The 24,502-nt window shown below is 63.3% G+C and carries 23 protein-coding genes; 14 read left to right on the top strand and 9 right to left on the bottom strand.

Going from position 1 to position 24,502, the window contains the following annotated elements; genetic code table 11:
* Positions 1-104: 104 nt before the first annotated feature.
* Both EG19_RS05375 and EG19_RS05370 read right to left on the bottom strand, forming a co-directional pair.
* On the bottom strand, positions 105-3,335 hold the full coding sequence (locus tag EG19_RS05375) for a WD40/YVTN/BNR-like repeat-containing protein (RefSeq protein WP_038048364.1): 3,231 nt from the start codon (positions 3,333-3,335) through the stop codon (positions 105-107).
* 67 nt (positions 3,336-3,402) lie between these two features.
* Positions 3,403-4,788 carry a lyase family protein gene (locus EG19_RS05370; RefSeq protein WP_038048362.1) on the bottom strand — a complete coding sequence of 462 codons (1,386 nt, stop codon included), beginning with the start codon at positions 4,786-4,788 and terminating at the stop codon, positions 3,403-3,405.
* 92 nt (positions 4,789-4,880) lie between these two features.
* On the opposite strand from EG19_RS05370, the gene tsaB reads away from it, so the two are divergent.
* The 5 genes from tsaB to EG19_RS05345 are packed head-to-tail and all read left to right on the top strand — an operon-like array spanning position 4,881 to position 8,455.
* Positions 4,881-5,504 carry a tRNA (adenosine(37)-N6)-threonylcarbamoyltransferase complex dimerization subunit type 1 TsaB gene (gene tsaB, locus EG19_RS12495; protein ID WP_161685414.1) on the top strand — a complete coding sequence of 208 codons (624 nt, stop codon included), beginning with the start codon at positions 4,881-4,883 and terminating at the stop codon, positions 5,502-5,504.
* Positions 5,504-5,992: a ribosomal protein S18-alanine N-acetyltransferase gene (gene rimI, locus EG19_RS05360; protein ID WP_053334938.1), complete on the top strand. Its 489-nt coding sequence runs from the start codon at positions 5,504-5,506 to the stop codon at positions 5,990-5,992. The genes tsaB and rimI overlap by 1 nt, the downstream gene beginning before the upstream one ends.
* 43 nt (positions 5,993-6,035) lie before the next feature.
* On the top strand, positions 6,036-7,172 hold the full coding sequence (locus EG19_RS05355; protein ID WP_038048360.1) for a GspE/PulE/PilB domain-containing protein: 1,137 nt from the start codon (positions 6,036-6,038) through the stop codon (positions 7,170-7,172).
* Between the two features lie 39 nt (positions 7,173-7,211).
* Positions 7,212-7,481 (top strand): HU family DNA-binding protein, encoded by a 270-nt coding sequence (locus tag EG19_RS05350; protein WP_038048358.1) that lies wholly within the window; start codon positions 7,212-7,214, stop codon positions 7,479-7,481.
* Positions 7,482-7,486: 5 nt separating this feature from the next.
* A complete protein-coding gene (locus EG19_RS05345) occupies positions 7,487-8,455 on the top strand; it encodes a site-2 protease family protein (RefSeq protein ID WP_053334937.1) in 969 nt (322 codons plus the stop codon).
* Here EG19_RS05345 and dtd read toward each other — a convergent pair.
* Complete coding sequence (gene dtd / locus EG19_RS05340; protein ID WP_038048356.1) at positions 8,452-8,904, bottom strand: D-aminoacyl-tRNA deacylase; 453 nt, start codon at positions 8,902-8,904, stop codon at positions 8,452-8,454. The genes EG19_RS05345 and dtd overlap by 4 nt on opposite strands.
* On the bottom strand, positions 8,901-10,442 hold the full coding sequence (gene murJ / locus EG19_RS05335; RefSeq protein WP_038048354.1) for a murein biosynthesis integral membrane protein MurJ: 1,542 nt from the start codon (positions 10,440-10,442) through the stop codon (positions 8,901-8,903). Before murJ ends, dtd begins: the two co-directional genes overlap by 4 nt.
* Before the next feature lie 141 nt (positions 10,443-10,583).
* Between murJ and EG19_RS05330 the strand changes: the two genes are divergently transcribed.
* The 4 genes from EG19_RS05330 to EG19_RS05320 all read left to right on the top strand — a co-directional run bounded on the left by EG19_RS05330 (position 10,584) and on the right by EG19_RS05320 (position 14,052).
* Positions 10,584-11,288 (top strand): hypothetical protein, encoded by a 705-nt coding sequence (locus EG19_RS05330; protein ID WP_038048351.1) that lies wholly within the window; start codon positions 10,584-10,586, stop codon positions 11,286-11,288.
* A gap of 1,048 nt (positions 11,289-12,336) precedes the next feature.
* Positions 12,337-12,798, top strand: a complete 462-nt coding sequence (locus EG19_RS13385) for a hypothetical protein (RefSeq protein ID WP_152543932.1) — start codon at positions 12,337-12,339, stop codon at positions 12,796-12,798.
* Between the two features lie 7 nt (positions 12,799-12,805).
* The gene (locus EG19_RS05325; protein WP_038048349.1) at positions 12,806-13,420 is read left to right on the top strand and encodes a hypothetical protein; all 615 of its coding nucleotides are present in this window, start codon (positions 12,806-12,808) and stop codon (positions 13,418-13,420) included.
* A gap of 230 nt (positions 13,421-13,650) precedes the next feature.
* The gene (locus tag EG19_RS05320; protein ID WP_038048347.1) at positions 13,651-14,052 is read left to right on the top strand and encodes a single-stranded DNA-binding protein; all 402 of its coding nucleotides are present in this window, start codon (positions 13,651-13,653) and stop codon (positions 14,050-14,052) included.
* 99 nt (positions 14,053-14,151) lie between these two features.
* On the opposite strand, the gene EG19_RS05315 is transcribed toward EG19_RS05320, so the two are convergent.
* On the bottom strand, positions 14,152-15,594 hold the full coding sequence (locus tag EG19_RS05315; protein ID WP_038048345.1) for a mechanosensitive ion channel family protein: 1,443 nt from the start codon (positions 15,592-15,594) through the stop codon (positions 14,152-14,154).
* Positions 15,595-15,664: 70 nt separating this feature from the next.
* Between EG19_RS05315 and EG19_RS13640 the strand changes: the two genes are divergently transcribed.
* Genes EG19_RS13640 through EG19_RS05295 form a run of 5 tightly spaced genes read left to right on the top strand, consistent with a single transcriptional unit; the run spans position 15,665 to position 19,504 of the window.
* Positions 15,665-15,883, top strand: a complete 219-nt coding sequence (locus EG19_RS13640) for a hypothetical protein (protein WP_038048343.1) — start codon at positions 15,665-15,667, stop codon at positions 15,881-15,883.
* A gap of 26 nt (positions 15,884-15,909) precedes the next feature.
* Positions 15,910-17,214: an NAD(P)/FAD-dependent oxidoreductase gene (locus EG19_RS05305; protein WP_053334936.1), complete on the top strand. Its 1,305-nt coding sequence runs from the start codon at positions 15,910-15,912 to the stop codon at positions 17,212-17,214.
* Positions 17,211-18,290 carry an ABC transporter ATP-binding protein gene (locus EG19_RS12490; protein WP_053334935.1) on the top strand — a complete coding sequence of 360 codons (1,080 nt, stop codon included), beginning with the start codon at positions 17,211-17,213 and terminating at the stop codon, positions 18,288-18,290. The genes EG19_RS05305 and EG19_RS12490 overlap by 4 nt, the downstream gene beginning before the upstream one ends.
* Entirely contained in the window at positions 18,203-19,036 is an 834-nt protein-coding gene (locus EG19_RS12485; RefSeq protein WP_161685410.1) for an ABC transporter ATP-binding protein, read from the top strand. Before EG19_RS12490 ends, EG19_RS12485 begins: the two co-directional genes overlap by 88 nt.
* A gap of 45 nt (positions 19,037-19,081) precedes the next feature.
* Complete coding sequence (locus tag EG19_RS05295; protein ID WP_038048341.1) at positions 19,082-19,504, top strand: OsmC family protein; 423 nt, start codon at positions 19,082-19,084, stop codon at positions 19,502-19,504.
* Between the two features lie 4 nt (positions 19,505-19,508).
* On the opposite strand, the gene EG19_RS12480 is transcribed toward EG19_RS05295, so the two are convergent.
* From EG19_RS12480 to EG19_RS05275, 4 genes are all read right to left on the bottom strand, one after another.
* On the bottom strand, positions 19,509-20,513 hold the full coding sequence (locus tag EG19_RS12480) for a divergent polysaccharide deacetylase family protein (protein WP_161685407.1): 1,005 nt from the start codon (positions 20,511-20,513) through the stop codon (positions 19,509-19,511).
* A 121-nt stretch (positions 20,514-20,634) separates the two neighbouring features.
* Entirely contained in the window at positions 20,635-21,759 is a 1,125-nt protein-coding gene (locus EG19_RS05285; protein WP_038048339.1) for a S41 family peptidase, read from the bottom strand.
* A gap of 2 nt (positions 21,760-21,761) precedes the next feature.
* Positions 21,762-22,910, bottom strand: coding sequence for a murein hydrolase activator EnvC family protein (locus EG19_RS12475; RefSeq protein WP_053334932.1), 1,149 nt, complete (start codon positions 22,908-22,910; stop codon positions 21,762-21,764).
* A partial coding sequence (locus tag EG19_RS05275) for an alkaline phosphatase family protein (RefSeq protein ID WP_038048338.1) occupies positions 22,897-24,502 on the bottom strand: 1,606 nt, incomplete at its 5' end. The genes EG19_RS12475 and EG19_RS05275, both read right to left, overlap by 14 nt.

Raw genomic sequence — 24,502 nt, 5'->3', positions numbered from 1 at the left:
AGCGGCGGCCCCACATTTCCTGCGGCAGCTTTTAAAAAAAGAAAAGCGGCAAGCCCGAAGGCTTGCCGCCGTTTTTACCTGCAGAAAGGCTTGCAGCGCTTACCTCATGGGGCCGCTGGCAAGCTGGGGACTTTGGTTTCCGGAAGCAAGGAAATCCCCTCCTCCTTGACCGCCTGACGGAACGGCGCGACCTCCTGGGTGAGGAACTTTTCAAGCTCCGCTAGCGCCTTGGCCAGCTTGGCCCGCCCTTCCGAAAGCGTCGCCATTTGCGCGGGGGTTGGGGCATCCCAGGAGGACTGCAGCCCGCCCATGGCCTCACGGATGGTGGAAAGGGCATCACCCAAGTCCACAATGCCCTTGGTCCCTGGTGGCACGCGGAACAGCTTTTCCAGCTCTTCGGTGCGCCGCACCAGCTCTTGCGCTTGTTTCTTGAGCTTACCCGCGGTGCTTTCGCCTTTGCTGCCCTTTTGCGCTTCTTTTTCCTTTTCCATGCGGCGGGCCAGCTTGGTGGAGACGGTCTTCAGATCTTCCCGGAGCTCCACCAGGTTCCCCACGGCTTCAGCTACGGTTTCCTGCAGCGCCCCGGCTTCCAAAATGGCCTGCCATTTTGCGGCTCGTGCCTCCGCTGCCACCGAAAGCCGCGGGTCGGGCAGTACCTCCACCGTGCCCTGGGCCTTGTGGTCCTTGTACGCCACGGTCACGGTATAGGTCCCCGGTGGCACTTCCGGGCCACCCCTCTCCCGCCACCATTGCTCCTCTTCCCGGGGTGGCTCTTTGAACGCCTCTCGCCGCAAATCCCAAACCGCCCGGTTGAGGCCCCGGAAAACCCGGACCTTCAAGGTGCGAACCTCTTTCCCCTGGGCGTCGGTCACGGTGATGGTGGCTTCCGGCTTTTTGTCCTTCCCTTCCCCCTGCTCGTCCCGCCGATCCCCGCGGGACCGGGCCTGGGTTTCGGCCTCTTCGGGGTCGTACTCGGGCAGCTCGGGGTCGCTGAGGCTGAAGGCAATGAGCGCCCCGTAGGCACGGTTTTCCCCTATGAACTCGGTATTTCCCGGAAAGCGCGGTCCCGGACCCTGGTTTCGCCGGTACTGCTGGGCGGGCTGGATGGGGAAGAGGTGCAGTGGCTCCGCCAGCACCGCCTGGGAGAGCCCGCGGAGGGGCGAAATGTCATCCACGATGAAGAGCGCCCGGCCATGGGTGGCAATCACCAGATCGTGCTCCCGCGGGTGCACCACCAGGTCCATGACCGAGGCGGTGGGCAGGCCGTTTTCAAACCGCCAGAAGCTCTTGCCCCGATCTTGGGAGACGTAAAGGCCAAACTCGGTCCCCACGAACAGGAGGTTTTCGTCCACCGGGTCTTCCTCCACCACCAGGCAGTAACCCCACAGCTCGGTGGTGTTGAGGCTCTTCCAGGTGGCACCGAAGTCCTCGGTGACGTACAAGTAGGGCGTCCAGTTGGAGCGACGGTGGTCGTCAAACACCACGTACGCTCGCCCCGCCGCATGCTTGGAGGCCTCGATGTGGGGGATCCACGTGTTGGCGGGCACACCCTTGACGTTTTTCTCCACCGAAACCCAGGTCTGGCCGCCGTCGCGGGTGACGTGGATGCGCCCATCGTCGGTGCCCACCCAGATGACCCCCCGCTGCACCGGCGAGGGCGCAATGGTGAGGATGGTGGTGTAGTTTTCCGCGCCGGTGACATCAGGGGTCAAGCCACCGCTTTCGCTTTGCTTTTGCCATTCGGGGTTATTGGTGGTGAGGTCGGGGGAGATGATTTCCCAGCTGTCCCCGCGGTCCCGAGAGCGGTGCACAAACTGCGAACCGTAGTAAATGGTGGCGGGATCAAAGGGGTCCTGGGCAAAGCCGGCGTTCCAGTTGAAGCGCAATTTCACCCCTGGAGGCCCCGCGGGCCGGATGTCCTTTTGCTCCCCGGTGCGCAGGTTCCAGCGGCGCAGGTAGCCCTCCTGGCTCATGGAGTAGCCGCGCATGGAGTCCTCGGGATCCGGTGAAACGTCAAAGCCATCGCCAAACCCCACCTCTTGCCAGTGGTGGTTGCGGATGCCCCCGGTTTCCCAAACCGCCGAGGGGCCGCGCCATGAGCCGTTGTCCTGCAAACCGCCGTACACGTGGTAGGGGCGGTCCATGTCCACGTTCACGTGGTAGTACTGGCCCACCGGCAGGTTGGTGACGTACCGCCAGGTTTCACCGCGGTTTTCGGAAACCGCTACGCCGCCGTCGTTGCCCACGATCAGGTGCTCGGGGTTTTGGGGGTTGATCCACATGGCGTGGAAGTCGGAGTGAATGCCGGCAGGGCCGGTGGCCAGCGGGCGGAAGGTCTTCCCCCCGTCATCGGAAACCGCCAGCCGCGTGGCCAGGTCGTAAATGCGGTTGGGCCAAACCGGATCGGCGTAAATGTCGGCGTAGTAGAAAGGCCGATTGCCCACCCGCGAGCCCTCGCTGACCTTTTCGAAGCTTTCACCGCCGTTTTCCGAGCGCAGCAGCAAGTTGGTTTTGGCTTCCACCAGCGCGTAAACCACCTGCGGTTTGCTGGCACAAACGGCAAGCCCAATGCGCCCCAGCTCCCCTTCGGGAAGCCCTTCCTTGGGGGTAAGCTTCTTCCAGGAAGCCCCGCCATCGTACGTGAGGAACAAGCCGGAACCTGGGCCGCCAGATTTAAAGAAGTACGGCCAGCGCCGGTAGGTCCACATCGCCGCCAGGAGCTTGTCGGGGTTTTGGGGATCGGCAATCAAATCGGCGCAGCCGGTTTTTTCGTCCACGAACAGCACTTTCTTCCAGGTTTGACCGCCGTCGGTGGTTTTAAATACGCCCCTTTCCGCGTTTTCCCCCCACATTTGGCCCAAGGCGCACACGTACGCCACGTTGGGGTCCCGGGGGTGGGGAATGATGCGGTGGATGCGTTCGGTTTTCTCCAACCCCACGTGCTTCCAGGTCTTTCCGCCGTCCCGGGAAAGCCAGACCCCGTACCCCACGGAAGCGGAGTTGCGGGGGTTGCCCTCGCCGGTGCCCACCCAAACCAGGTCGGGGTTGACCGGCGACACCGCCACGGCGCCAATGGCAGCCACCTTTTCGTGGTCAAAGATGGGCTTAAAAGTGAGCCCCCCATCGGTGGACTTCCAAACGCCGCCGGTGGCCGCGCCGACGTAAATCGTCACCGGGTTTCCCGGCACGGCGTCAATGGCGGCAATGCGACCGCTCATGGCCGCCGGGCCGATGCTGCGGGCCTTCAGGCCAAAGACCTGTCGGGAATTCAGGGCCTCGGCACCGCTGCCGAGGCTCCAAAAAACCGCCAAAAAAACCGCAAGCCGAATTTTCATGGTGCCTCCCTCCCCCACGTCATGGCCCCTTGTACGCACGGGAGGGGAGCTGGTTTTGCCCGGCGGTTCAGCTGTCCTCTTTCACCACACCGGCCAGCCGCTCCAAATCCAAGACCCGCTGCAGCAACTCCTCGGCGATTCCCAAACGCCGGCCGGCTTCCAGCACCGAAAGCGATTGGGCTTGCGCCAGCTTGGCCACCGCCGCCGCCTGTTCGTAGCCCACTTCCCGGGCCAGCGCTGTGGCCAGGGCCGGCGAGCGGGAGGCCAGCTCCCGGCAACGCTCTTCGTTCACCGCCAGGCCGGCCAGACAGCGATCCACCAGCACACGGCAAGATGAAGACAAAAGCTGGGCGGAGGTGTCCAAGTTCCAAATCAAAAGCGGCCCGGCGTGGAAGAGGTCCAGCTGGGAAAGGGCCTGGCTTTCGGTCACCGCTTGCACTAACCCCCGAACTTCCAGGGCGGCCTGCGCCACCGCTTCGGGAATCACCGGGTTCACCTTCCCCGGCATCAGCGAGGAGCCCGGCTGTACCGCCGGCAGCTGCAGCTCTCCCAAACCCCCGTAAGGTCCCGAACTGCGCAGGCGCAGGTCCTGGGCCAGGGCAAAAAGCACCCCCGCCAGGTGGCCGTAGCTTTGCGCCAGCGCCTGGAGGTCGTCCCAGCCGGCAATGCCCACCGCCGGATTGGCCATCAGCCGCCACGGGCCTCCTGTCCACCGGCGCAGCAGCTCCACCGCTTTTCCGGTAGCTTCCCGATTGGCGTTTAAACCCGAACCCAACGCGGTTCCCCCCAGCGGGAGCTCCGCCACCGGCTCCAGGTCCCGCTGCAACCTTTCGCAGGCGCGGGCAAGACGCCGCGCCCAGGCGTCGAAGATGCGGCCGTAGGTGGTGGGCACCGCGTCCACCAGGTGCGTGCGCCCCAGGGTGACGGTGGCGCGGTAGCGCTGGGCCAGGGCCCGCAAGGTTTCCACCACCCTCTGGGCTTCCGGGATCACCTTTTGGCTTGCCGCCTGGAAGGCCGCCATGCGTGCGGCGGTGGGGATCACGTCGTTGGAGGACTGCCCCAGGTTCACGTGGTCGTTGGGGTGCACCGTCCCGGAACCCAACCGGCGGTTGGCCAAAAAGGCCAGAACCTCGTTGACGTTCATGTTGGTGGAGGTGGCGGATCCGGTTTGGAAGACGTCCACCGGAAAGTGCTGCCAGAGCCCTCCTTCCAGCACTTCATCGGCGGCAGCCGCAATGGCGTTGGCCAAGGCTTGGGGGAGCAGCCCTTTTTCGCCGTTGGCCACGGCCATGGCTTTTTTGACCAGCACCAGCTCGCGGAGAAAAGCTACCGGCATGGTCCAGCCGGAGACAGGGAAGTTGGCCACCGCTCGGGCCGTTTGTGCGCCGTACAAAGCCTCGGCCGGCACCATCACCTCGCCCAGCGTGTCCCTTTCCTTGCGATGCTCGCTCATAGCCCCTCCTCTTTCCAAAACCCGCTATCGCCCATGGATTTTCCCACAACAGAAGAGCTTGCAGCTTGCGGTCTCCATGGCACAATGGGCTTGTGAGAACGGTGCTGGCGCTTTTGGGTTGTGCCGGACGGGTGGAGGTGGCACTGGCTTCCCCTTCGCTTGCTGCCCCTTCTGTGGTGGCTCTGGCCAGCCCCGAGCCGCGGGCCAACCTGCTGCTGCAAGCGGTTCACCAGGTCTTGCAGGCGGCCCAGCTCAAGATTTCGGATTTGGAGCTGGTGGTGGCTACCACCGGACCGGGGTCTTTTACCGGCATCCGCAACACCCTGGCTTGCGCCTGGGGGTTTGCCCAGGCCTGCCACTTGCCGGTGCACGGCTTTTCCTCGCTTTTGGTGCAAGCTGCCCGCAGCGCTGAGGCGGCAGTTTTGGCGGTGCAACCGGCCCGCAAAGGCTGGTTTTACGCACAGCCTTTCGTTTGCAAAGAAGGCTGGATAGCCACTGCACCCGTTGAGATCCTTCGCCAGGAAGAGCTGGCAAGCCAGCCTCTGTCGGTGGTGGCTCCACCGGGGTTGAAGCTGCCCCCCGAAGTCAAGGTGGCTTCAACATGCAGGACGCCGGCCGAAGCGCTCTTGGCGCTGGGGGTGCAGCTGGAAAGCCCGGACAGCAGCACCCTGGTGCCCAGCTACGTGGAAGCCTTCCCGGCCTCGAGGGAACCCTGATGGCGGCCTTACCGGAGCCTTTTGTCTGGCGCGAGCCGCACTTCTCGGACCTTCCGGCGGTAGCCGAGCTGGAGGCGCTGGTTTTCCCCGATCCCTGGCCGCAAGCGCTTTTTGCCAGCGAGGTGGGGCAGCCGGAGCGGTTTCAGCGGTTGGTGTTTGCACCCAACGGTGAGCTTGCTGCTTACCTTTTTGCCTGCTGGCAGGTGGACGAGCTGCACATCCTCAAGGTGGCCACTCACCCCCGCTATCAGGGCATGGGTTTGGCCACCGCCCTTTTAAACGCTGCCCAGGAAGAAGCCGAACGCCGGCGCGGGATTGGCCTTACCCTGGAAGTGCGGGTTTCCAACCAGAGGGCCATCAACCTTTACCGCTACCTGGGCTACCGCATCATTGGTCGCCGCCCCCGCTACTACCAAAACGGCGAAGACGCGCTGGTGATGTACCGGCAGGTGCGGCCCACCATCTTTCAGAAACTAGGGTTACGGTGACCTTGACCCCAAAACACGGCTATACTCCCCAAGGAGCAAAAACGTGAGGCGGCTTGGCGAGATTTTGCTGGAGAAGGGCTTCGTTTCTCCCGACGGTTTGCGATCGGCACTGGAAGCCTGCCGGCGGCACGGGGGCAGCCTGGGCGGCTGGCTCATGCGCCTGGGGCTTTTGACCGAATCGAAGCTGCTGGAAGCCCTGGCGGAGCAAACCGGGTGCCCGCCGGTGAGCGCCCTGGAGCTGGCGGCGGCCCCGCGGGAAATCCGCACGCTGATCCCTTTGAGCTTTGCCAAGCGCCATATGGTGGTGCCCTTTGCCCGCCAGGGTCGAAATTTGGACGTGGCCATGCTCAACCCCAACGACCTGGTGGTGCTGGACGAGCTGGCCAGCATGACCGGCATGGTGGTGCGGCCGCACGTGGCCACCGAAGCGGCGCTTTCGGTGGCTTTGGCTTTGCCCACGGTCCCCCACGCCGAAGCGGGCACCGCACCTCCCGGTCCACCCCGCGGCCGGGAGCGGCAATGGAGGCAGTTCTGGCAACTGGAAGCCAGCGGACCGGAGCTGTTCCGAGCGCTGGATGCCCCACCCTGGCCGGCTCCTCCTGCGGCGGTGGCCACCTTCCCCGCCCTGGCTCCGGTGAGCACGCAAGAAACGCCCGTACGCCAGCACATCCCGCACCTGGGGGAAGCCCTGGCCAGCTGCACCCATCGCGATCAGGTGGGCAAGCTAGTGCTTGCCGCGCTGGCGGAGGAAGGCACGCGGGTGGCGCTCTTTTCCCTCCACCACGGCAAGGTCATGGGATGGATGGGGCGAGGTCTGGATCTGGTGGACGAGGACCTCCACACCTTCATCCTCCCCCTGGACCGCCCCTCGGTGTTTTTGAACCTGAGCCGGGGAATGGAGATGCACGTGGGCCCGCTGGTGGGTGGCGAGGGCAACGAAGCGCTGCTGGAAGCCCTGGGGCCACCCCCGCCCGCCGCTGCAGCGGTGGTTCCCATCCGCGTGCGCGGGAAAACCGTGGCCTTCCTCTGGCTCGACCGCGGGGAAGATGGTGTGAGCGATGTTTCCGTGCCGCAACTTCAGGAAGTGGCTCGCCTGGCAGGTCTGGCTTTGGAAATGCTGGTGGTGCGACAAAAACTCAAGGCTGTTTCGAGCTTGACAGCAGGGGAAGTGGAGCACTAGGCTTTTCCGCCCGCAGTTGGCGGAGGAGGTTTGGCAACCATGATCAAAGCGGACCTCGTGAAGGCAGTGAGGGAAACCGTTGACTTGCCCCAGGGAAAAGCGGCCGAGGTTGTGGACGCAATTTTCGAAAGCATGAGGCAAGCGCTGGTGCGGGGAGAACGCATTGAGCTGCGTGGCTTTGGCGTTTTCCTGGTGAAGGAGCGCAAGCGTGGGGTGGGGCGGAACCCGCGTACCGGGCAGGAGGTCCCGATCCCTCCCGGAAAGACCGTCCGCTTTAAGCCGGGGAAGGCCCTCCGCGAGTTAGGCTAGTTCCTGTGGCCGATCAACATGTGGAAATCCTGGCACCGGATGGTGCCCTGCTCAGGGTCTTAAGGCCGCAACCCCCGCGCCATTCCCCTGGGCGCTTGCTTTTGCACCTGGCGTTGTTTTTGGCGACCCTGGCCACCACCTCCACCGTTGGCGGCCTGATGTTTGCCTCCAGCGAGGTGGAGCTTCGTCTGGCGAGCAAGGGGTTTTCGGGCTTTTCGCTGTTCTGGCGCCTTATCACCGACCGTGAGGTGTTAACCGCTGGACTGGCCTTTTCCCTGCCCCTCATGGCCATCCTCCTGGCCCACGAAATGGGACACTACGTGGCCTGCCGCCGCCACTACCTGGACGCCACCTTGCCGTTCTTTATCCCGGTGCCCTTCGGCATTGGCACCATGGGGGCCTTCATCCGCATCCGCTCGCCGCTCATGACCAAAAGGGAGCTGGTGGACGTGGGTGCTTCCGGCCCCATTGCCGGTTTTGTCTTGACCCTGCCGGTGCTGGTCTGGGGCATCCTGCAATCCCAGGTGGTGCACGAGCTGCCCAAGGGCGGCTACTTGGTTTTCGGTGAGCCCATCCTGTTTAAGCTTCTCTCCCGGATGATCTACCCGGAGCTGGCGCAGGGCGCCGATTTGCTCCTCCACCCCACCGCTTACGCCGCTTGGATTGGCCTTCTGGTCACGGCTCTAAACCTTTTGCCCTTTGGCCAACTGGACGGGGGGCACATCACCTACGCTGCATTGGGACGGATTCACCGCCTGGTGGCCTGGCCGCTTCTGGTGGTTTTGGTGCTCCTGGGCTTTAAGTGGACGGGCTGGTGGGTTTGGGCCATGGTGGCCCTGGTCATGGGCGTTCGTCACCCCTGGGTGCCCGGAGAGGACGACCCTTTCCCCGAAGACCGTAGGTGGGTGGTGGTCGCGAGCTGGGTCATTTTCCTTTTGAGCTTTACCCCCGAACCCATCAAGGTAGTGCCTTAGCCTGCAGCCGGTTTGCTTTCCCAAATGAGCGTCACCGGCCCGTCGTTCACCAGCTCCACCTCCATGTGGGCGCCAAACACACCGGTGCTCACCGGTACACCGTGGGCTTGGATAGCTGCGGCTAAAGACTCCAAAAGCGGCCGGGCCACCTCCGGTGGGGCGGCACCATCAAAGGAGGGGCGGCGCCCCCGGGCAATGGAGCCTGCCAGGGTGAACTGCGAAACCAAAAGCACACTGCCCCCCACTTCCCCAAGGGAAAGGTTCATCTTGCCGTTCTCGTCCTCAAAAACCCGCAAGGTTGCAAAGCGCTCGGCGGCCTTAGCGACGACTTCCGGGCCGTCCCCTTTTTCCACCGCCACCAGAACCAACAACCCCCTGCCAATTTCCGCAACTCTTTGCCCGCCTACCCGCACTTCCGCCCGGGAAACCCTCTGGATGACCGCTTTCACGCTTGCCTCCGTTGCAGAAGCCTTTTAATTTCTACCAGCTCTGGGGCCCGGGTAAGCCACAGTCCCACGACATAAACCGCCAGGCCCAAAAGGCCAAAACCCGACACCATGAGGGCCCCGCGCACGCTGGTTACCAGCGGAAACTCCACTTGGTCCGCCAGGTGCTTGACGATTACCGCCATCAACGCAGCGCTCAAAGCATGCCGCCACAGCGAGGAAAAAAGCTCCCGCTTTGGCGCCCGCCCGCTTGTGCTCAGCCGCCACCACAGGTAGCACCCGGCCACGTACTGAGAAAGGCTGGTGGCGGCGGCTACCCCTGGTGCTCCCCATCGGGGCGTGAAAAGAAAACCGGCCGCGGCAAACACCAGCAAGCTCAAAACCGAGGCTTTCACCGGCGACCGGGTATCGTGCACCGCGTAAAACCGCCCCGATGCCAACTTCACCCAAGCCAACGCCGGCATGCCGGCGGCAAAAGCCACAAGCGCCTGCGCCGTGGTGGTCACGGCCCAATGTCCAAAGCGACCACCTCCAAAAAGCAAACCGGAAACCGCCGGCGCCAAAACCATGAGAAAAACCATCGCCGGAAACACCACGAACGACTGCACGCGCAGGGCAAAGGTGAAGGTTTCGTCGGCGTTTTCGTCCCGTGCTAACGTTGGCAAAAGCGCGGTGAAAAGCTGCACCACGATCACCCCGTACACCAGCTCGTTGGTGCGGGAAGCGGCGTACACGCAAAAGAGCGCCCCATCCCCTGCCGAAGATGCAAAGTACGTGGCCAGGAAAACCGTGATTGGGTAAATGCCAGAGGACAAAAGCAAAGGCAAAGCTTTACGCAGCACCGTCCGCACCTGGGGGTGCAGGAAAGCCCCGCCGCCGGGAACTGCGGGCAAACCCACCCGGGCCGCTGCCACCCACTGGGTGGCAAACTGCAAAAAACCGCCCAGGAGCACGCCAAAGACCAGCCACGGTGCCAAAGGCCAGCCTCGCCAGGCGGCAAATAAAACGCTCAAAGCTATGGAGGCGTTGAGAAAAATGGGGGTAGCCGCCGAAAGGAGGAACTTCCCCCTGACGTTTAGCACCCCTTGCACCAACGCCGCCAAAGCGATAAATCCCAGGTACGGGAACAACCAGCGGGTGAAGTACACGGTGAGGGCGTGCTTTTCCGGGATGGCCCGGTAATCAGGGGCCAAAAGGTTGGCAAAAGACTGCGCTTGCCACATCCCCAGCGCTACCACCAAGCCCGCAAGAAGCACCAGCGTGCTGGTCATGGCGGCCACAAAGCGGCGAACCTCGTCCTTTTGCCCCCCTTTGTCCATCTCGGCCAAGGTGGGGATGAAGGTGGCGTGCAGCGCCCCTTCGGCCAAAAGCTGACGGAAGAGGTTGGGAGCCCGAAAGCCCGCCACAAAGGCATCGCCGATCCCCTGCGCACCCAGGTAGGACGCCACCACCTTGTCCCGTAGCCACCCCGAAACCCGCGAAACCGCCGTCACCAGTGCCATACCGGTGGTGGCGGTCACCAGCGTCCGCTGCGTACCCATGGGCGAAATCTACCACGCCGTTGGTCAGCTTCCCGGTCCCTGGGCCATGGGCAGGTGCCGCTTGGCTTGTGCGTGGAGGCGCGAGAGCGGTGATAAAATGCAGCGTGAAGGTCAAAAGAACCTAAGGAGGGAGAGCTAAAAATGCACCACCTAAGAATAGCGACCCTGGTTTTCTTGGCGGGATTGGCCAGCTTTTCGGCGGCACAAGAACTGGCACCCACTGCGACTCCGGCCCCTGCCCAGCCCACGCCCGTCCCACTCCAACCCGACGACGCTCGGCTCGTGCAAATTGTGGAGCTGGTGCGGGCAGGGCTTTCGGAGTCGCTGATTGCCGAGCACGTGGGTACCATGCAGCCGGGCTTTAAGCTTACGACGAAGGATTTGCTTTACTTAAAACACAACGGGGTGCCCGAATCCATCATTTCCGCGCTCATGAACTCGCCAAAACTGGCACCGACGCCAACGCCCACGCCCTCGGCAACCCCCACGCCCACCCCGGAGCCCACCCGCGAGGTTGACGGGTTAATCCTCGATCGTGGTTTTGGCAAAAAGGACCACGTAGGGAAGCTGGTGATTTCCCGGGAGGAAATCCGCTGGGTTGACAAGGAAGATTCCCGTGGGAATTTAACCTTGTACCCGAAGGGAATTCGCGCCATCAATCTGGTGTGCACCACCACCGGCACCAGCAGCTTTTGCCACCAGCTTAAGGTCAAGATGATTGCGGGGGAAACATTCAAGTTTGAAGATGCGGAGCGTGAACGGGGCGGAAACCGAGCCATCCAGGCAGCGGTGGAGGCTCTCAAGCAGTTCTTCCCCGAGCTCACGGTGATAGAAAAGAGCAAGTAGAAACAGGCATCTGGCAGGAAGACCCGGAGGTAGTGAAGGGTCTCGCGGCCCAATGCTTTTGGGTTTATGGCACAAACTTGCCGACCCAGGCGCTTGAATTTCCGAAACCGGAAGCCTCTTTATGCGTGTTCAAGGTCTCGCCCCCCAAAGGGCCCCGGGAAGAACGGCGGAATCGGAGCCGCAGCAGTCTGGCATTACCCCTGAGCCGGAGCTGGCAAAGTGGCGGATAGCCTTGCGCCTTTATTAAATGGGCTTAGCCGCCCCGCACCAGTTCCCGCCAGCCCCTTAGCGCATGACTGTGCCTTTGCCTGGCTGTCAAGCACGGTTGGAACGACCACTAGCGATTGGTCCTGGATGACCCGCGTGGAGGAGCCCGTGAAATCGCCTCAACTAACCCCCCCCAGCGGTTTTCGGCTCGGAAAAAGCCAAATCGCCAGCGAGAAAAAAGCAAGGAGCGGTGGTAGGGTGAGCGGAGGGCCATGCCACACCCGGTGACGGATGGGGTTTATTTTGGTGTCGAGAGTTTCAGCCGCTCAATGATTTCGCCTATTCCCGAGCGCTTCCGTGTGACCTCGGCCTTACGGGCTTGGCATCCTTCTTTGCTGGAAACGTGGGGATTTCAGGAAGGCGCTTGTCTGAACATCTCTTTCGGTGCCGATGGTGCCAGTTCGTCAACACCCTGCATTGTTTAGTAACCAACTGCGGCTTTAACGCCTTGCTCTAAACGGCAAAAAACCTTCCAAGCCCTCGACCGCGAACACCTTTGGACCCACCCGCTCTCACCCAAAGAAAACCCTTACGTGGAGCGCGGAATTTGTCCTCCAGGCGATGCTGGTTAACTTCCACCTCGATCTGCCGTTCTCCAACCTCAGCCTTTCCAACTGGAAAATTGGCAATTTCCTAATGTTCTACACCACCAAGCGTTCGCACCGTGCCCTTAAGCATCAGATACCAGCCCAGTCTCGCTGAACCGCCAAGCTCTGCCACAATCTCTGCAGGAATACAAGCTTGTTGACAACGGCTTTAAAGCTCATTAACTTGAGATGCCATGAAGCCAGAGGTGCTTTTCCGCACCGTTCTTTGTAGTCCAGCGGGAGAAGAAACGAGCGGCTGCGTGTCCGTACCTTCTCAGCTTACGGACGCGATGAAACACGACATTTCTATGGATTCAGTCGCACCGTACCCTTCGAACGTATTCTGTTTTGGGCTTAACGTGACGCATCGGCTTCGCGAAGGCTATCCGTGTCCTACTGCATTCAAGTTGGATGCCGAAAGCGCGATTTTGGTTTCTCTTTTTTATTTGGATTTTCTTACGTTTTTCGGGACGTTCACGGTGGCGGCGTTAATGGCACTACTCGCGGTACAAAAGCAAGAAACCGCCCCAGAGCAACGAACTTCCGCTCAGTACCTCGATTTTCCGGGCCTAATCATCGGGAACCGTGTGAACAGCCCAACCAGAGCCGGTGTTACTTGGGCGCTTCTGACCCGAGGTCGGCTTGAAAAAAGGTAGGCTCTCTATGGCCAAGAAAAACGGTAGACCAACACTGAGCGTCGAGAAAATCCAAGCTGGAAGGCAAGCGTTCGAGATCCACGAGCCGCGCGATCTCTTCTACCGGGCCGCAACGGAGCTTGTAACGCTAGCCTTGGAGGGCAAGGTATCGTTGAGCGTTGCCGAAGCCTTGGCGGTTCTCCTGCAGACGTGGAACAAAATGTTTTACCAATACAAAAAGTTCGATGGCCAGCACTTTTCCGAAATAGAGCAGCTGATCGCTGATAATTACGCGGTTCTGCTAGCGTTCCGAAAACGCTCCATAGAAACCTTCAGCCCCGACGATAGACCCGATGTATCGCGCGTCTTCAGAGCGTTCGAGGAGGTACTTGGGCCAGTAGGTGCGGCAAAGTCCCTCCACCTCCTAGCGCCGAGGTTCTTCCCCCTTTGGGATCGCGCTATTGCGCAGGGATACGGCTTAACGTTAAAAGAGACAGGGAGAAACGCTGACAGGTACTGTCGTTTCATGGAAATCGTGAAGGCTCAGGTTGAAAGCCTTGGTGGCGAACAGGCGCTTGGGAGAAATCCGCTCAAAACGATCGATGAGTACAACTACTGCAAATTCACCAAGCGGTGGATATAACCCGACAACGGTGCGCGGACCTGCCCACAAAAAGCGGGATTCTCAAAGAAAATGACCTGTAGCAATAGTTGCCGCAAACTCTGTCAGCGCTTAGTTCGTCGAAAGGACCCGGCAACAGGTGGCGTCTGGGTACGGTAGACCAATGTCCGTTTATGCCGGGTTGGCCGGCTGCTTGCGATGGAGGGAGGTGTTTGCTAAGGTGAAGGGGCCGTCCGCGCCGGGAGGAGACGATGAGCGTGAACAAGGTCATCATCGTGGGGAACGTCGGTCGAGAAGTGGAGCTGCGCCATACCCCTTCGGGAGTGGCCGTAGCTCGGTTTTCGGTGGCCACCAACGAACGCTGGCGGGACAAGGACGGGAACCGTCAGGAGCACACCGAGTGGCACACCGTGGTGGCCTGGGGCAAGCTTGCGGAGTTTTGCCAGCAGTACGTGACCAAAGGCCGGCAGGTCTACGTGGAAGGCTCGCTGCGCACCCGCACCTACGATGACGACAAGGGCAACCGCCGCTACTTTACGGAAATTCGCGCCCAAACCATTCAGCTTTTGGGTCGCCGGGAGGGCGCTGCCGAAGGGGGCGCTGAAGAAGCGCCGGAGTTGCCGCCGGAAGTGGAAGACGACGTCCCCTTCTAGCCTGAAAGCATTTGAGCCGCTTTCTGCAAGCCGGGTGGCGCTCCAACAAACCACTGAAACACCGCCTGTGCGTAAAGGTCTCTTGCTGGCTTCAGGTCGTTAGTTCGTCCCCACACCCATCAGCCGCTTGAGGCGGGCCAAAAGCGTGCCTTTGAGCTCCGAGGTGCTTTGTGCTTCGGCCAGCTCCGCCAGGCGCCGCAGCTCAGCGCTTCGCTCCGCCATACGCTGGGCGAGCTCTTCGGCAAGGCTGGGCTCTTCGGACAGCGCCTGGGTTAGCGTGGTGGCGTCCATCTCCACCACCGAGAGCTCCCCCACCGCCAGCACCGAGGCGGCCCGGGGCTCACCGGTGAGAAAGGCAATTTCGCCAAAGAGCTCGCCCGCCTCCAGCACCGCCACCTCGCGCCCCCCGCGCACCACCTTTGCTCTCCCCCGGGCCAGCACGTAAAGCGCCCGGGAAGCCTCCCCTTCCCGCACCACCGCTTCCCCATCCCCGTACACCACCAGGCGGGAGTTGCGGACCAGGGCTTCCCGGGCACCGGCAGGCAAGGTGGCAAAGGTGGGGCATTGCCGCAGGGCTTCGGTAATAAGAGCTTCCGCCGGAGGTAAGGGTGCTTTTTCCGCGTGGTGCAGCACCCGTTGCGGGTAAGGGATCTCGATCCCCTCCCGTCGCAGCGCGTACCACGCCCGGGAAAGAAACGCATCGGCAATGTCCGCTTGCCGCCAGGGCTCCCGGGTCCACAGGCGGCACTCCCATTCCAAGGCGGAATCGCCAAAGGCTGAAAGCAAAAACTGCGGTTTCGGCTGCGACAGCACCTCGGGAATGGTGGAGGCCACGCCGGCCAGCAGCTCCCGCACCCTTTCGGGGCTGGCCCCGTAAGCCGTGCCCAGACGAACCACCACCGCCCCCAGCTGGTTTGGCGACCAAACCCTCAAAGGGGAGCGGGTAACGTTGGTGTTGGGGACCAGTACCCTCTGCCCCAGGCGGGTGCGCAGCACCAGCACCCGCCACCCCAGCTCTTCCACCTCCCCCAGGAGCCCCTCCATTTCCACCCAGGTGCCGGGGGCAAGGCGCCGGTCCCCCAGGAGGGTCATGCCCGCAAAAAGCATGCCCAGGGTTTCCTGGAGCGCCAGGCCCAGCACCAGGGTCAGCACCGCCGAGGTGGCCAAAAACGCCTTCAGCTCCATTCCCGTGATCATCTGCACGCTAAAAACCAGCACCAGGAAGTACACGGCACCGGCCACCACATCGCGGGTCAATCGCGGCACCACAAACCCCAGCCGCTTGGCGAGGAAGTAGTCGAAAAGCACGATGAGCGCCGTGCGGGTGGCGGTAACCGCTAGAAACGCCAGCACCACCCCTGCCGTCCACCGCTCCCAGGCGCTTCCCGGGGCCAGGCTTTCAGCTGCGTACGCACCCAGGCCGGCAACAGCGGTGAGACCCAGCCAAACCCGCAACCGCCCCAGAAGCGAACGGGGAACCAAGGCACCCGCCAGGGCAGCAAGCAAAGCCAGCAAAGCCACAACCAGCAACGACCAGCTCATCGGCAGTTCCTCGCTCAGGGATTGTAGCCTTTTGCTAAGCTTTTGTGGGCCTTTGTGGCCGGAGGAAACCATGAGCGGACCGGTTTGGAGATGGGAAAAGGATCGGCAAGCCGTTTGCCACTGGTGCTTGAACGAGGTCACCGGGGTGTTTGTGGAGGGCGAGGTGGTGAACGGCGACCTTTTGGACGGACGCATGGTGTGCCCGGAGTGCTATAAAAGCTTTCACCAGTTCCTGGTGGTGGGTGAACACGAAAACAAAGCCCCGGCCCCGGCTTACGCCCACCGCTAGCGCCAAGGCTTATACTGGCCTTCCCAATGAGCGAGCACACCTGCGATGTGCTGATTCTTGGCGGGGGACCCGCCGGCAGTACCGCCGCCACGCTGCTTTGCGAAAGCGGCTTCACGGTAACGGTGCTGGAGCGCGAGAGCTTCCCTCGCTTTCACGTGGGGGAATCGCTGCTCCCCCACTCTCTGCCGCTCTTTGACCGCCTGGGGGTGCATGAGGAGGTCAAAGCCCTCCCCCACACCCGGGTGAAACCCGGGGCCTTCTTTGCCACCGCCGACGGCAGCAAGGTGGTGGAGTACCGTTTTGCCGAAGCTTTGCCCCCGGCCATTCCCCACGCCTACCAGGTTCGCCGGGACGAGTTTGACGCGCTTTTGTTGTCCCGAGCTCAAAGGGCCGGGGCGCAGGTTCTCCACGGGTGGGAAGCGCTAACCCCGCAGTGGGAGGGCAAGAGGCTTACCGGGATGTGGGTGCGGGACCCGGAGGGGCAGCAACACCTCTTTCGCTTTCGCGCCTTTCTGGATGCCTCAGGGCAAAAGGCGTTCCTGGCCACCCGCATGGGCTGGCGCTTCCCCTACCCCAAGCACAAGAAAGTAGCCGCGGTGAGCCATTTTCGCGGGGTCTGGCTGCCCCCCGGCGAGTCCAGCGGCAACATCACCATCGTCCTCACCAAAGCCGGCTGGTTTTGGTTCATCCCCTTTGCCGACGATACGGTTTCGGTCGGTGCAGTGCTGGACGTCGCGTTTTGGCAAGCGCAAGGCAAGGCACCGCAGGAGGTTTTCCAGCGCGCCGTGGAGGAAACCCCGGAAGCAGCCAGGAGGCTCGCCAACGCCTCGCCGATTTTGCCGTTTTCGGCCATCCAGAATTTTTCCTACCGGGTCACCAAGCTGGCGGGTGACGGGTTTTGCCTCATTGGCGACGCCGCCGGCTTTTTGGACCCCATCTTTTCCACCGGTGTTTTTATTGCCACCACCACCGCGGCTTCGGCAGCGGAAGATGTGACCGAGGCCCTGCACCGCCACGGCCGGATAGACGCTGCGGATTTGGCCCCCACGGTGTCCCTCACCCGCAGTTTGCAGAAGACCTTTTTCTCCTTCATCCGCTCCTACTACGATCAGGACTTCCTGCCGTTCTTTTTCAACCCCAGGCCGGTGCTGCAAATCCCCGCCGCCATCGTTTCGCTGCTGGCTGCCGATGTTCTCCGGCCTGGTCGCCGGCTGGTGGCAGCGCGTTTCCGCCTGCTGCAGCTTCTGGCAGCGGGACAAAAACTGGGACGCCTGCTGGGCAAGCCGCTGGTCCCACCCCTGGACGCCACGCCCGCGGATGCTGGCCCATGAGTGAAAGCCTCCCGGGTCCAGAAGCCCACGAGCGCGGGTCAGCCCTCCGCTGGCTCTTGCGCTGGGCCTACCCCTACCGCTACCGCATGCTGACCTCCACCCTGCTGGTCACGGTAGGTGCGCTGCTGCAGGTGGTGGGTCCGCTGCTCACCGCCGCCGCGGTGGACCTTTACGTTAAGCCCGAACCTTCCGCCACCGCCCGGCGGGTGGCGGCGGTGCTCTCCTGGCTTGGCCTGCCGCAGAGCGGCAGTGCGGGCTTTGTGAGCCTGGCGCTGCTTTACTTTCTGGCTTTGGGCCTGGGTTCGGCGCTCCTGGTGGTGCAAGCACGCAGCATGCTTACCACCGGCCAGCTGGTGATGCGGGACCTGCGGGACCGGCTTTTTGCCCATCTTCAAACCCTGGACTTGAGCTACTTTCACCGCACCCCTGCCGGCCGCATCATCACCCGCTTGACCTCCGACGTGGACGCGGTGAACGAGCTTTTCACCTCGGGGCTGGTGGACATCCTGGCCGACACCCTGCTGCTTTTGGGCATCGTGGTTGTGCTCTTTTCCCTTTCCCCGCGCCTGGCTCTGGTGTCCTTCGCAGTTTTGCCGCTTTTGGTGCTTCTGGCCATCTGGTTTCGCCGGCACGCCCGGGCGGTGTACCTGGAGGTGCGCACCAAGCTGGCAGCGGTGAACACCCACATCCAGGAGCACCTGGCCGGCATTGCCGTGGTTCAGGTGCTGCGGGCGCAAGGGGAAAGCGCCCGGCGATTTACCAGGCTTGACGCCGAACACCGCGACGCCAACATCCGCGGCATCTTTTACTACGCGGTTTTTTACCCCACCGTAGAGCTGCTTACGGCTCTGGGCATCGGCGGGATCATTTACTTTGGCGCCGGCTGGAGCCAAAAGGGCTTGGTTTCCTTTGGCGTGCTGGTGGCCTTTTTGTGCAATACGTGCAGCGCTTTTACCGCCCCATCGGTGACCTTGCCGAAAACTACAACGTGCTGCAAGCTTCCTTCGCCGCTTCCGTGCGCCTCCGCGAGCTTCTGGCCACAAAGCCTGAACTTGCCGATCCGCCTCACCCGGTAAGCCCTCCCCGGCAAGGTAGCCTGGAGTTTCGCCACGTGACCTTTGCCTACGACCCCCACGACCCACCCGCCCTGCGGGAGGTGAGCTTTGCGGTGCAGGCCGGCGAGCGGGTGGCGGTGGTGGGGCACACCGGTGCCGGCAAGAGCACGCTGGTGAACCTGCTCTTGCGCTTTTACGACCCGCAGGCGGGGGAGGTGCTGGTGGACGGGGTGGACGTACGCCACTGGCGGCGCTCCGAGCTGCGTTCCCGCTTTGCGGTGGTGCTCCAGGACGTGGACTGCTTTGCCGGAACCATCCGTGACAACGTTTCCCTGGGGCGCCCGGGCATTTCCGACCAGCGCATCCTTTGGGCCCTGGAGCAAGTGCAAGCCCGGGAGCTTCTGGAGCGCTTGCCTCTGGGTTTGGACACCGTGCTGGGGGAAAGGGGAACCGGGCTTTCCGTAGGGGAAAGGCAGCTGGTGGCCTTTGCCCGCGCCCTGGTGGGGGATCCCGAGTTCGTCATCCTCGACGAAGCCACCGCTTCCGTGGACCCCCTCACCGAAGCCCGCATCCAAAAGGCCCTGGAGCGCCTGCTGGCCGGCCGCACCGCCATGGTCATTGCCCACCGGCTGGCCACCACCCAGCTTTGCCCGCGGGTGCTGGTCTTCCACCGCGGACGGCTGGTGGAAGAGGGGAGCCACAGCCAGCTGCTGGCCCGGCGAGGGGTTTTCTTTTCGCTCTTTTCCCGCCAGGAGCTGGCCTCCTGAGCGCCCCCGCCGCCCAGGTATACTTTTCGCCCCGGGAGGTAACCGATGGCCGAACAAACCAAGGCAACGTTACGCTGGCAGGAAGGTTTGCGCTTTGAAGCGGAAAGCGGCTCGGGCCGCAAGATCGTGCTGGATTCCCCATCCCGCCCCAACCAAGCAGGCCCAGCGCCCATGGAGGTGATGCTGATGGGCATTGCCGGTTGCACCGCCATGGACGTGGTGGCCATCCTCGAAAAGATGCGCCAGCACCTGGCCCGCCTGGAGGTGGAAATCGTGGGCACCCGTGCCGAAAGCCACCCCAAGTACTTCACCGGCATTTCCATCGTTTACCACCTTTGGGGTGAAGGCCTCACGCCGGAAAAGGTCCAAAGGGCCGTGGAGCTTTCCCATCAAACCTACTGCTCGGCCCTGGCCTCCCTGCGCCCCGACTGCAAGGTGGAAAGCCGCATCGAGATCCACAGCTCGTAGCTGGCTAGTGAGCCAAGGCCGAAGGCCTCACCAGCGTCACCCCGGAAAGGCGCGAAAGCTCCTCGTGAAGCACGCGCAAGGTGAGGGGGTGCACGTGGCCGATGGCCACCGCTTGCCCTTTGCTGCGGGCTAAAGACGCAGCGGTGGCGAGGGCGGAGCGAACGGCCCCTTCGTCCTCCACCACGTCCAAAAACACGTCGCGGCGCAAGGTGCGAATCCCCGCTTCCCGCGCCAAGCTTGCCGCCACCGAAGCCGGTGTGGTGCGGGAGTCCAAAAAGTACAAGCCGCGCCCGGCCAGAGCCTTCATGAAGTGCCGCATGAGCTCCGCATCGCTGGTGGCCCGCGAGCCCATGTGGTTGTTCACCCCCGCCACCGGACCCACCACCGCCAGCGCCCTTTCCAGCCTGGCGCGCACTTCCCCGGGCTCCAGCCCCACCACCAGCGCGTCGTCCCCAGGGTTGGCGCCGTTGCCTTCAGGCTCCATGGGCATGTGCAGGAGGAGCTCTCGGCCCTGGGCTCGCAGGGCTTCGGCCACCGCCGCCGAGGCCGGGGCGTTGGGGAGCACCGCCACCGCTACCTGGGGGGGCAGGGTAGCCAGGGAGGCCACCGCCGCCTCGGAATAACCGGCATCATCGAGAATCACGGCGAGCTTTCCGGGTTTGTCGCCCTTGGGCTTGGGTTTCGCTGGAGGTGGAGGCGCGGCCTCCCGCAACACCACCAGCCGCAAACGGGCCCTCCCCAGAAGCCCCTGGAAAGCCGCCCGGCCGTACCCGCCGGCTTCCAGAACCGGAAGCGCTTTGAGCTCACCCCCCAGGTTGTGGAAGGCCGCTTCCAGCTCCAGGGTCAAGCGTTGCAGCGAAAACTTACCCTCGGGGGAGATTTGAACGGCCAGCGTGGGCAGCGCATCCTGCCCCGTTTCCCAACTTAGCGTGGCCGCTTCTGCCCCCACCCGGGCAAGCACCTGCCGCACCGCATGTTCCAGCCGCGAGGCGTCGTCCCCCTGACGCACGCCCCGTCCGGAGGCTACCCACCAGAGGGCCAACCCAACCCCTGCCAGCAGCAAAACCGCTAAAAGCGTGCGGAAGGCGCTCGGGGAAGCGGTTGAGCTTTTGGACCGTGTTGGCCTAACTTTAGGCGGCCTTGGCCTTTTCTTCGCCACGGGCTAGCTCCAGGGCCTTTTCCAGGATGGCGTCCCCCTCCAGGCTGGGTCGCACCGGCGTGGTGGGCTTCAACCCCCGTCCGAGGATGGGCTTTTGCTCCTGGTTCAGCAAGAAGTGGCGGGCCACCCAAAGCTCACCATCGGCTACCCTGGTGGGCACCCGCAAGCCGGTATCCCCAAAGGTTTCCATGCCCACGGTGGCCACACCCCTTTGGCTCAGGGCAAAGGCCAACCACTCCCCGGCCCGGGCGGTGGTGTGGTCCACGCACACGACTACCTTGCGACCGGTGGGTGGCTTGGACGCGGACACCGGCTTGGTCGAACCGCCGCGGGCAGCCAAGGGAAGCTGCACCTCACCGCCTAAAAGCAGGCTGGCGGCTTCCACCACCCCTTCCGGGTCACCCAGGGCCGTGCCCCGCAGGTCCAGCACCACCGGCGTGTCGGGAGAAGGCAAGAGGCCTGCCAGACGCGCCACCTGGAACTGGGTCACCACCGGGAGGCGAACCACGGCCACCCCTTCCCGCAGCGTCACCTGGGGGGAAGGATCGCCGGGTTTGCCGGGCTGCAGGCGCACCGGGCGCTTGCCCGAGAGGTCGTGGGCGATGACATCCACAGCCACCGCTTCGCCCTGGCGTTCGGCCCTTTCCAGGGCGGTAAATGCCCGCCAGGGAGGCCGCGCCCGCACCGGCTGGTCGCCAATGCGCTCGATGAGCTCCCCAGGCCGCAAACCCGCTTCCGCCGCCGCCGAACCGGGAAGCACCTCCAAAACCACCGGGTAGGAGCTACGGATCGCCAGCACCAGCCCAAAGGGGGGAAGGGGTCGATGCTGGTAGGCGCGGAACTCCTGGGCATAGGCCTCCGGCACCCAGGTTCCCTGGGGATCGGCGCTGCTCACCAGGCCGTTGAGGGCACCCTCCTCCAGCTTTTCCAGCGGCACCTCCTCCACGTAGGAGGACCGCACCAAGGACACCACTTGCGAGAAAAGGCCGATGGCCTTGTACCGCCCTTCCGTGAGCTTGCCGGAAAGGGCCGCCACCGTGCCCAAACCCAAAACCACCGTGAGGGAAGTTGCCAGAAAAACGGTGCGATGCTTCATGCTCATTGCTTTCCTTTCGGCCGCAGCCAGAGGGCCGGATCCTGGGCCACCGTGCCGTTGCGAACCTCAAAGTAGAGGTTGCTCTCGCGGGCTTCCGGGCCCGCCAGGCCCAACGGCTCACCCATGGCTACCCGCTGGCCGCCGCTCACGAACATGGTAGCAAGCCGGCCGTAAAGCGTGTACACGTCTTCCCCATGGGCCACAATGACCAGGTTGCCGATGGACTTAAAGAACTGCGCGTAAACCACCCGGCCGCCAGCGACCGCCTTCACCTCGGCCCCCGGCGGAACCGCCAGGTCCCACCCCGGGTGGAGAACCACGGTGGCGTACCGGGGGTCGCGGAAGCGACCAAAGGCCCGCACCACCCGCCCCTCCTCCACCGGCCAGGGCAGGCCCCCCCGCAGAAGCCGCACGCCCGCCGGCAGCGAATTACCGCCCTCCGTGACCCGTCCCCACAGGCGCTCCAGGCGGGCTTGCGCCTCCGCAAGCTCAGAAAGGGCAGTGGCTTGCTGCCGACGCTCCCCCTCCAGCCGCGAAAGCTCCGCCAGGACCTGCCTTCTGGTGGCCACTAGCTGTTGCCGGCGATCCTCCAGCTCCTGGAGCTTTTCCCTGGCTTCCTCCTGCTTTTGCGATAGCGCCGCCAGAGCCTGATTTTGCTCTCGGGCCAGCTCTTCCAGTTGCTGCAGCTCTTTCTTTTGATACGCCACCACCGCCAAAAGCAAGGTGAGCTTTTCGGAAAAACCCTTTGGGTCTGACCATAAAGCCACGGCCAGGTACGGCTCCAGGGTGGTTTTCACCGCTGCCAGCGTACCCAAACGCAGCCGCACCTGGCGCTGCTTTTCGGCCACCTGCTTTTGCAACGCGGCCAGCTTTTCCTGCGCGTTTTTAAGTTCTCCCGCCAAAAGCTGCAGCTCGGTTTCCGCTTGCCGTACCCGTAAGGAAGCCACCGCCAGCTGGTTTTCCAGCTGCTCCCGCCGGCTGGTGAGGGCACTGGCCCGGGCCAAAAGCTCGGTGAGCTTCTGGGCAATGGCGGCAGCCTGTCGTTCCAGCTCGGCCAGCTGCTGCTCCTGGGGGCCAGCCCAGGCGCAGTGCCCCGCAGCTATAACAAAAGCAAGAAAAATCCAGGCCCACCGCTGCTTACAGGAAAACATGGCCGGACAGCGGTTCTGAAGACCTCACCCCCAGCAGCTTGAGCAGCGTGGGGTACACGTCCAGCATGGAAAGATCGCGGCGAAGCAACGGCCGGTTGACGAAAAGCACCCCGGGAACCACCGCCGGGTCCAGGGTGCAGTGGTCCCCCGACCACACCCGCGCGTTGTCCTCAAAGAGCCGGTCAGGCATGCCCCCCAGGGCGCTCTGCCAGGAAATGCGGTAACCCTGGGAGGTGGTGACGATGAGGTCGGGGATTAGCTTGGGGTCAAAGCTCTGATACACCTGCTCCCGCAGGAAAACCCGTGACACCGGGTGGGCACCGGTGGCCGGGTCCACCAGGGCCTCCAGGCGGGCGGCCAGCTCCCGACGGAGCGCCTCGTACTCCTCCCCCGGGGCCACGGTGCCGAAGCGCTCACGGCCGGCGAGGTTGATGTAAAGGCCGCCCAAACCCAGGTGGTAGGCGCGGGTGCGACCCCAGTCCACGTTGGGCCAGAACTGCCCGCGGTTGAAGAGGTTTTCCAGGTTTTCCACCTGACCCGATGGGGCGGTGAGCGCCAGATACCCTTCCCTGGCCAACCAGGTGTTGATGTGGAAAGACCGGCGCCAGGTGGAAAAGCCGTGGTCGGACAACACCAAAAGCACGTCCTGAGGCCCCAGCTGTTCCTGCACCTCCCCCACAATCTCGTCCATCAGCTGGTACGCCTGCTCCACGTACCCCGCAAACCTCGGAGCCTCGGGCCCCGGGTACGCAGGATTTTGCGGGTCTAAAGCCCGCCAGAGGATGTGCCCCACCCGGTCGGTAAACTCGAAGTAGTGCACCAAAAGCGTGTCCTGGCTTGCCAAAAAGCGACGCAACAGACGGCGGAACTCCTCGCCCTCGGTGTGCTGGATGTCCTCCATGAACGTTTGCTCGTCCACCACTTTTTCCGAAGGCGCCCAGGTGTCAATGGCCCAACCCACGGTTTTAAAAGGCCCCAACTGGCGAAACAGCTCAGCAGCCCAAGAACGCGGCGCCGAAAGGTCAAAGCCCGGGGGGGTGCGCAGTGGGTCGGGGTTGATGGGCTGCAGGTAAAGCTTGAGGTGGGGCTCGAGGCTCAAAAGCTTAAAGCGGGACCAGCCAGTTACCCGCACCAACGGGTTAAACTGAAAGCACACCTTGACCCACGGGCTCCACTCCCCTACCGCAAGCGTCACCTTCTGGCCGCAGGTTTGCAGCTCCAGCTTCCGGCCATCGGCGGAAAGCGTCAACAAAAGCGGGCTTTCCAGGTAGGAACCGCTGCCGAAGAGGCGATCCTGGGGCCCTAAGATCTTGGTCACCCAGTGGCTTTGACCCGGTGGCAGCTTCACAACCTCAATGGAGAACTCGTTGTCGTAGCCGGGAACAAAGCCGGGGTCGGTGGTGTAATACGCCGGCGAACCAATGCGTCCCCGCAAGTCAGGGACCCCAAGGCCGGCTAGCAGATGTCCGTGGGGAAAAGCCTTGGCCGGGAAGGTAACCGGCACCCGCACCACCGTAGCGGGCATTCCCGCCTCCCCCGCCAACTGCCAGAAGGGCGTTCCGCTGCGCCGGCTTTCCACCTGGGGAATGGCC

Origin of the sequence: Thermoanaerobaculum aquaticum (genome assembly GCF_000687145.1) — a bacterium.
In the GTDB taxonomy this organism is placed as follows: domain Bacteria; phylum Acidobacteriota; class Thermoanaerobaculia; order Thermoanaerobaculales; family Thermoanaerobaculaceae; genus Thermoanaerobaculum; species Thermoanaerobaculum aquaticum.
This window is presented reverse-complemented; position numbering and strand designations above follow the sequence as displayed.

Bases quoted from the DNA above. Each gene is read 5' to 3' on its own strand.
- EG19_RS05375 (WP_038048364.1), bottom strand. From the start codon at position 3,335: ATGAAAATTCGGCTTGCGGTTTTTTTGGCGGTTTTTTGGAGCCTCGGC.
- EG19_RS13640 (WP_038048343.1), top strand. From the start codon at position 15,665: ATGAGCGGACCGGTTTGGAGATGGGAAAAGGATCGGCAAGCCGTTTGC.
- EG19_RS05370 (WP_038048362.1), bottom strand. From the start codon at position 4,788: ATGAGCGAGCATCGCAAGGAAAGGGACACGCTGGGCGAGGTGATGGTG.
- EG19_RS13385 (WP_152543932.1), top strand. From the start codon at position 12,337: ATGAAGCCAGAGGTGCTTTTCCGCACCGTTCTTTGTAGTCCAGCGGGA.
- EG19_RS05295 (WP_038048341.1), top strand. From the start codon at position 19,082: ATGGCCGAACAAACCAAGGCAACGTTACGCTGGCAGGAAGGTTTGCGC.
- EG19_RS05315 (WP_038048345.1), bottom strand. From the start codon at position 15,594: ATGAGCTGGTCGTTGCTGGTTGTGGCTTTGCTGGCTTTGCTTGCTGCC.
- EG19_RS05350 (WP_038048358.1), top strand. From the start codon at position 7,212: ATGATCAAAGCGGACCTCGTGAAGGCAGTGAGGGAAACCGTTGACTTG.
- EG19_RS12475 (WP_053334932.1), bottom strand. From the start codon at position 22,910: ATGTTTTCCTGTAAGCAGCGGTGGGCCTGGATTTTTCTTGCTTTTGTT.
- murJ (WP_038048354.1), bottom strand. From the start codon at position 10,442: ATGGGTACGCAGCGGACGCTGGTGACCGCCACCACCGGTATGGCACTG.
- EG19_RS05325 (WP_038048349.1), top strand. From the start codon at position 12,806: ATGGCCAAGAAAAACGGTAGACCAACACTGAGCGTCGAGAAAATCCAA.
- EG19_RS05320 (WP_038048347.1), top strand. From the start codon at position 13,651: ATGAGCGTGAACAAGGTCATCATCGTGGGGAACGTCGGTCGAGAAGTG.
- EG19_RS05330 (WP_038048351.1), top strand. From the start codon at position 10,584: ATGCACCACCTAAGAATAGCGACCCTGGTTTTCTTGGCGGGATTGGCC.
- EG19_RS12490 (WP_053334935.1), top strand. From the start codon at position 17,211: ATGAGTGAAAGCCTCCCGGGTCCAGAAGCCCACGAGCGCGGGTCAGCC.
- EG19_RS05305 (WP_053334936.1), top strand. From the start codon at position 15,910: ATGAGCGAGCACACCTGCGATGTGCTGATTCTTGGCGGGGGACCCGCC.
- EG19_RS05285 (WP_038048339.1), bottom strand. From the start codon at position 21,759: ATGAAGCATCGCACCGTTTTTCTGGCAACTTCCCTCACGGTGGTTTTG.
- rimI (WP_053334938.1), top strand. From the start codon at position 5,504: ATGGCGGCCTTACCGGAGCCTTTTGTCTGGCGCGAGCCGCACTTCTCG.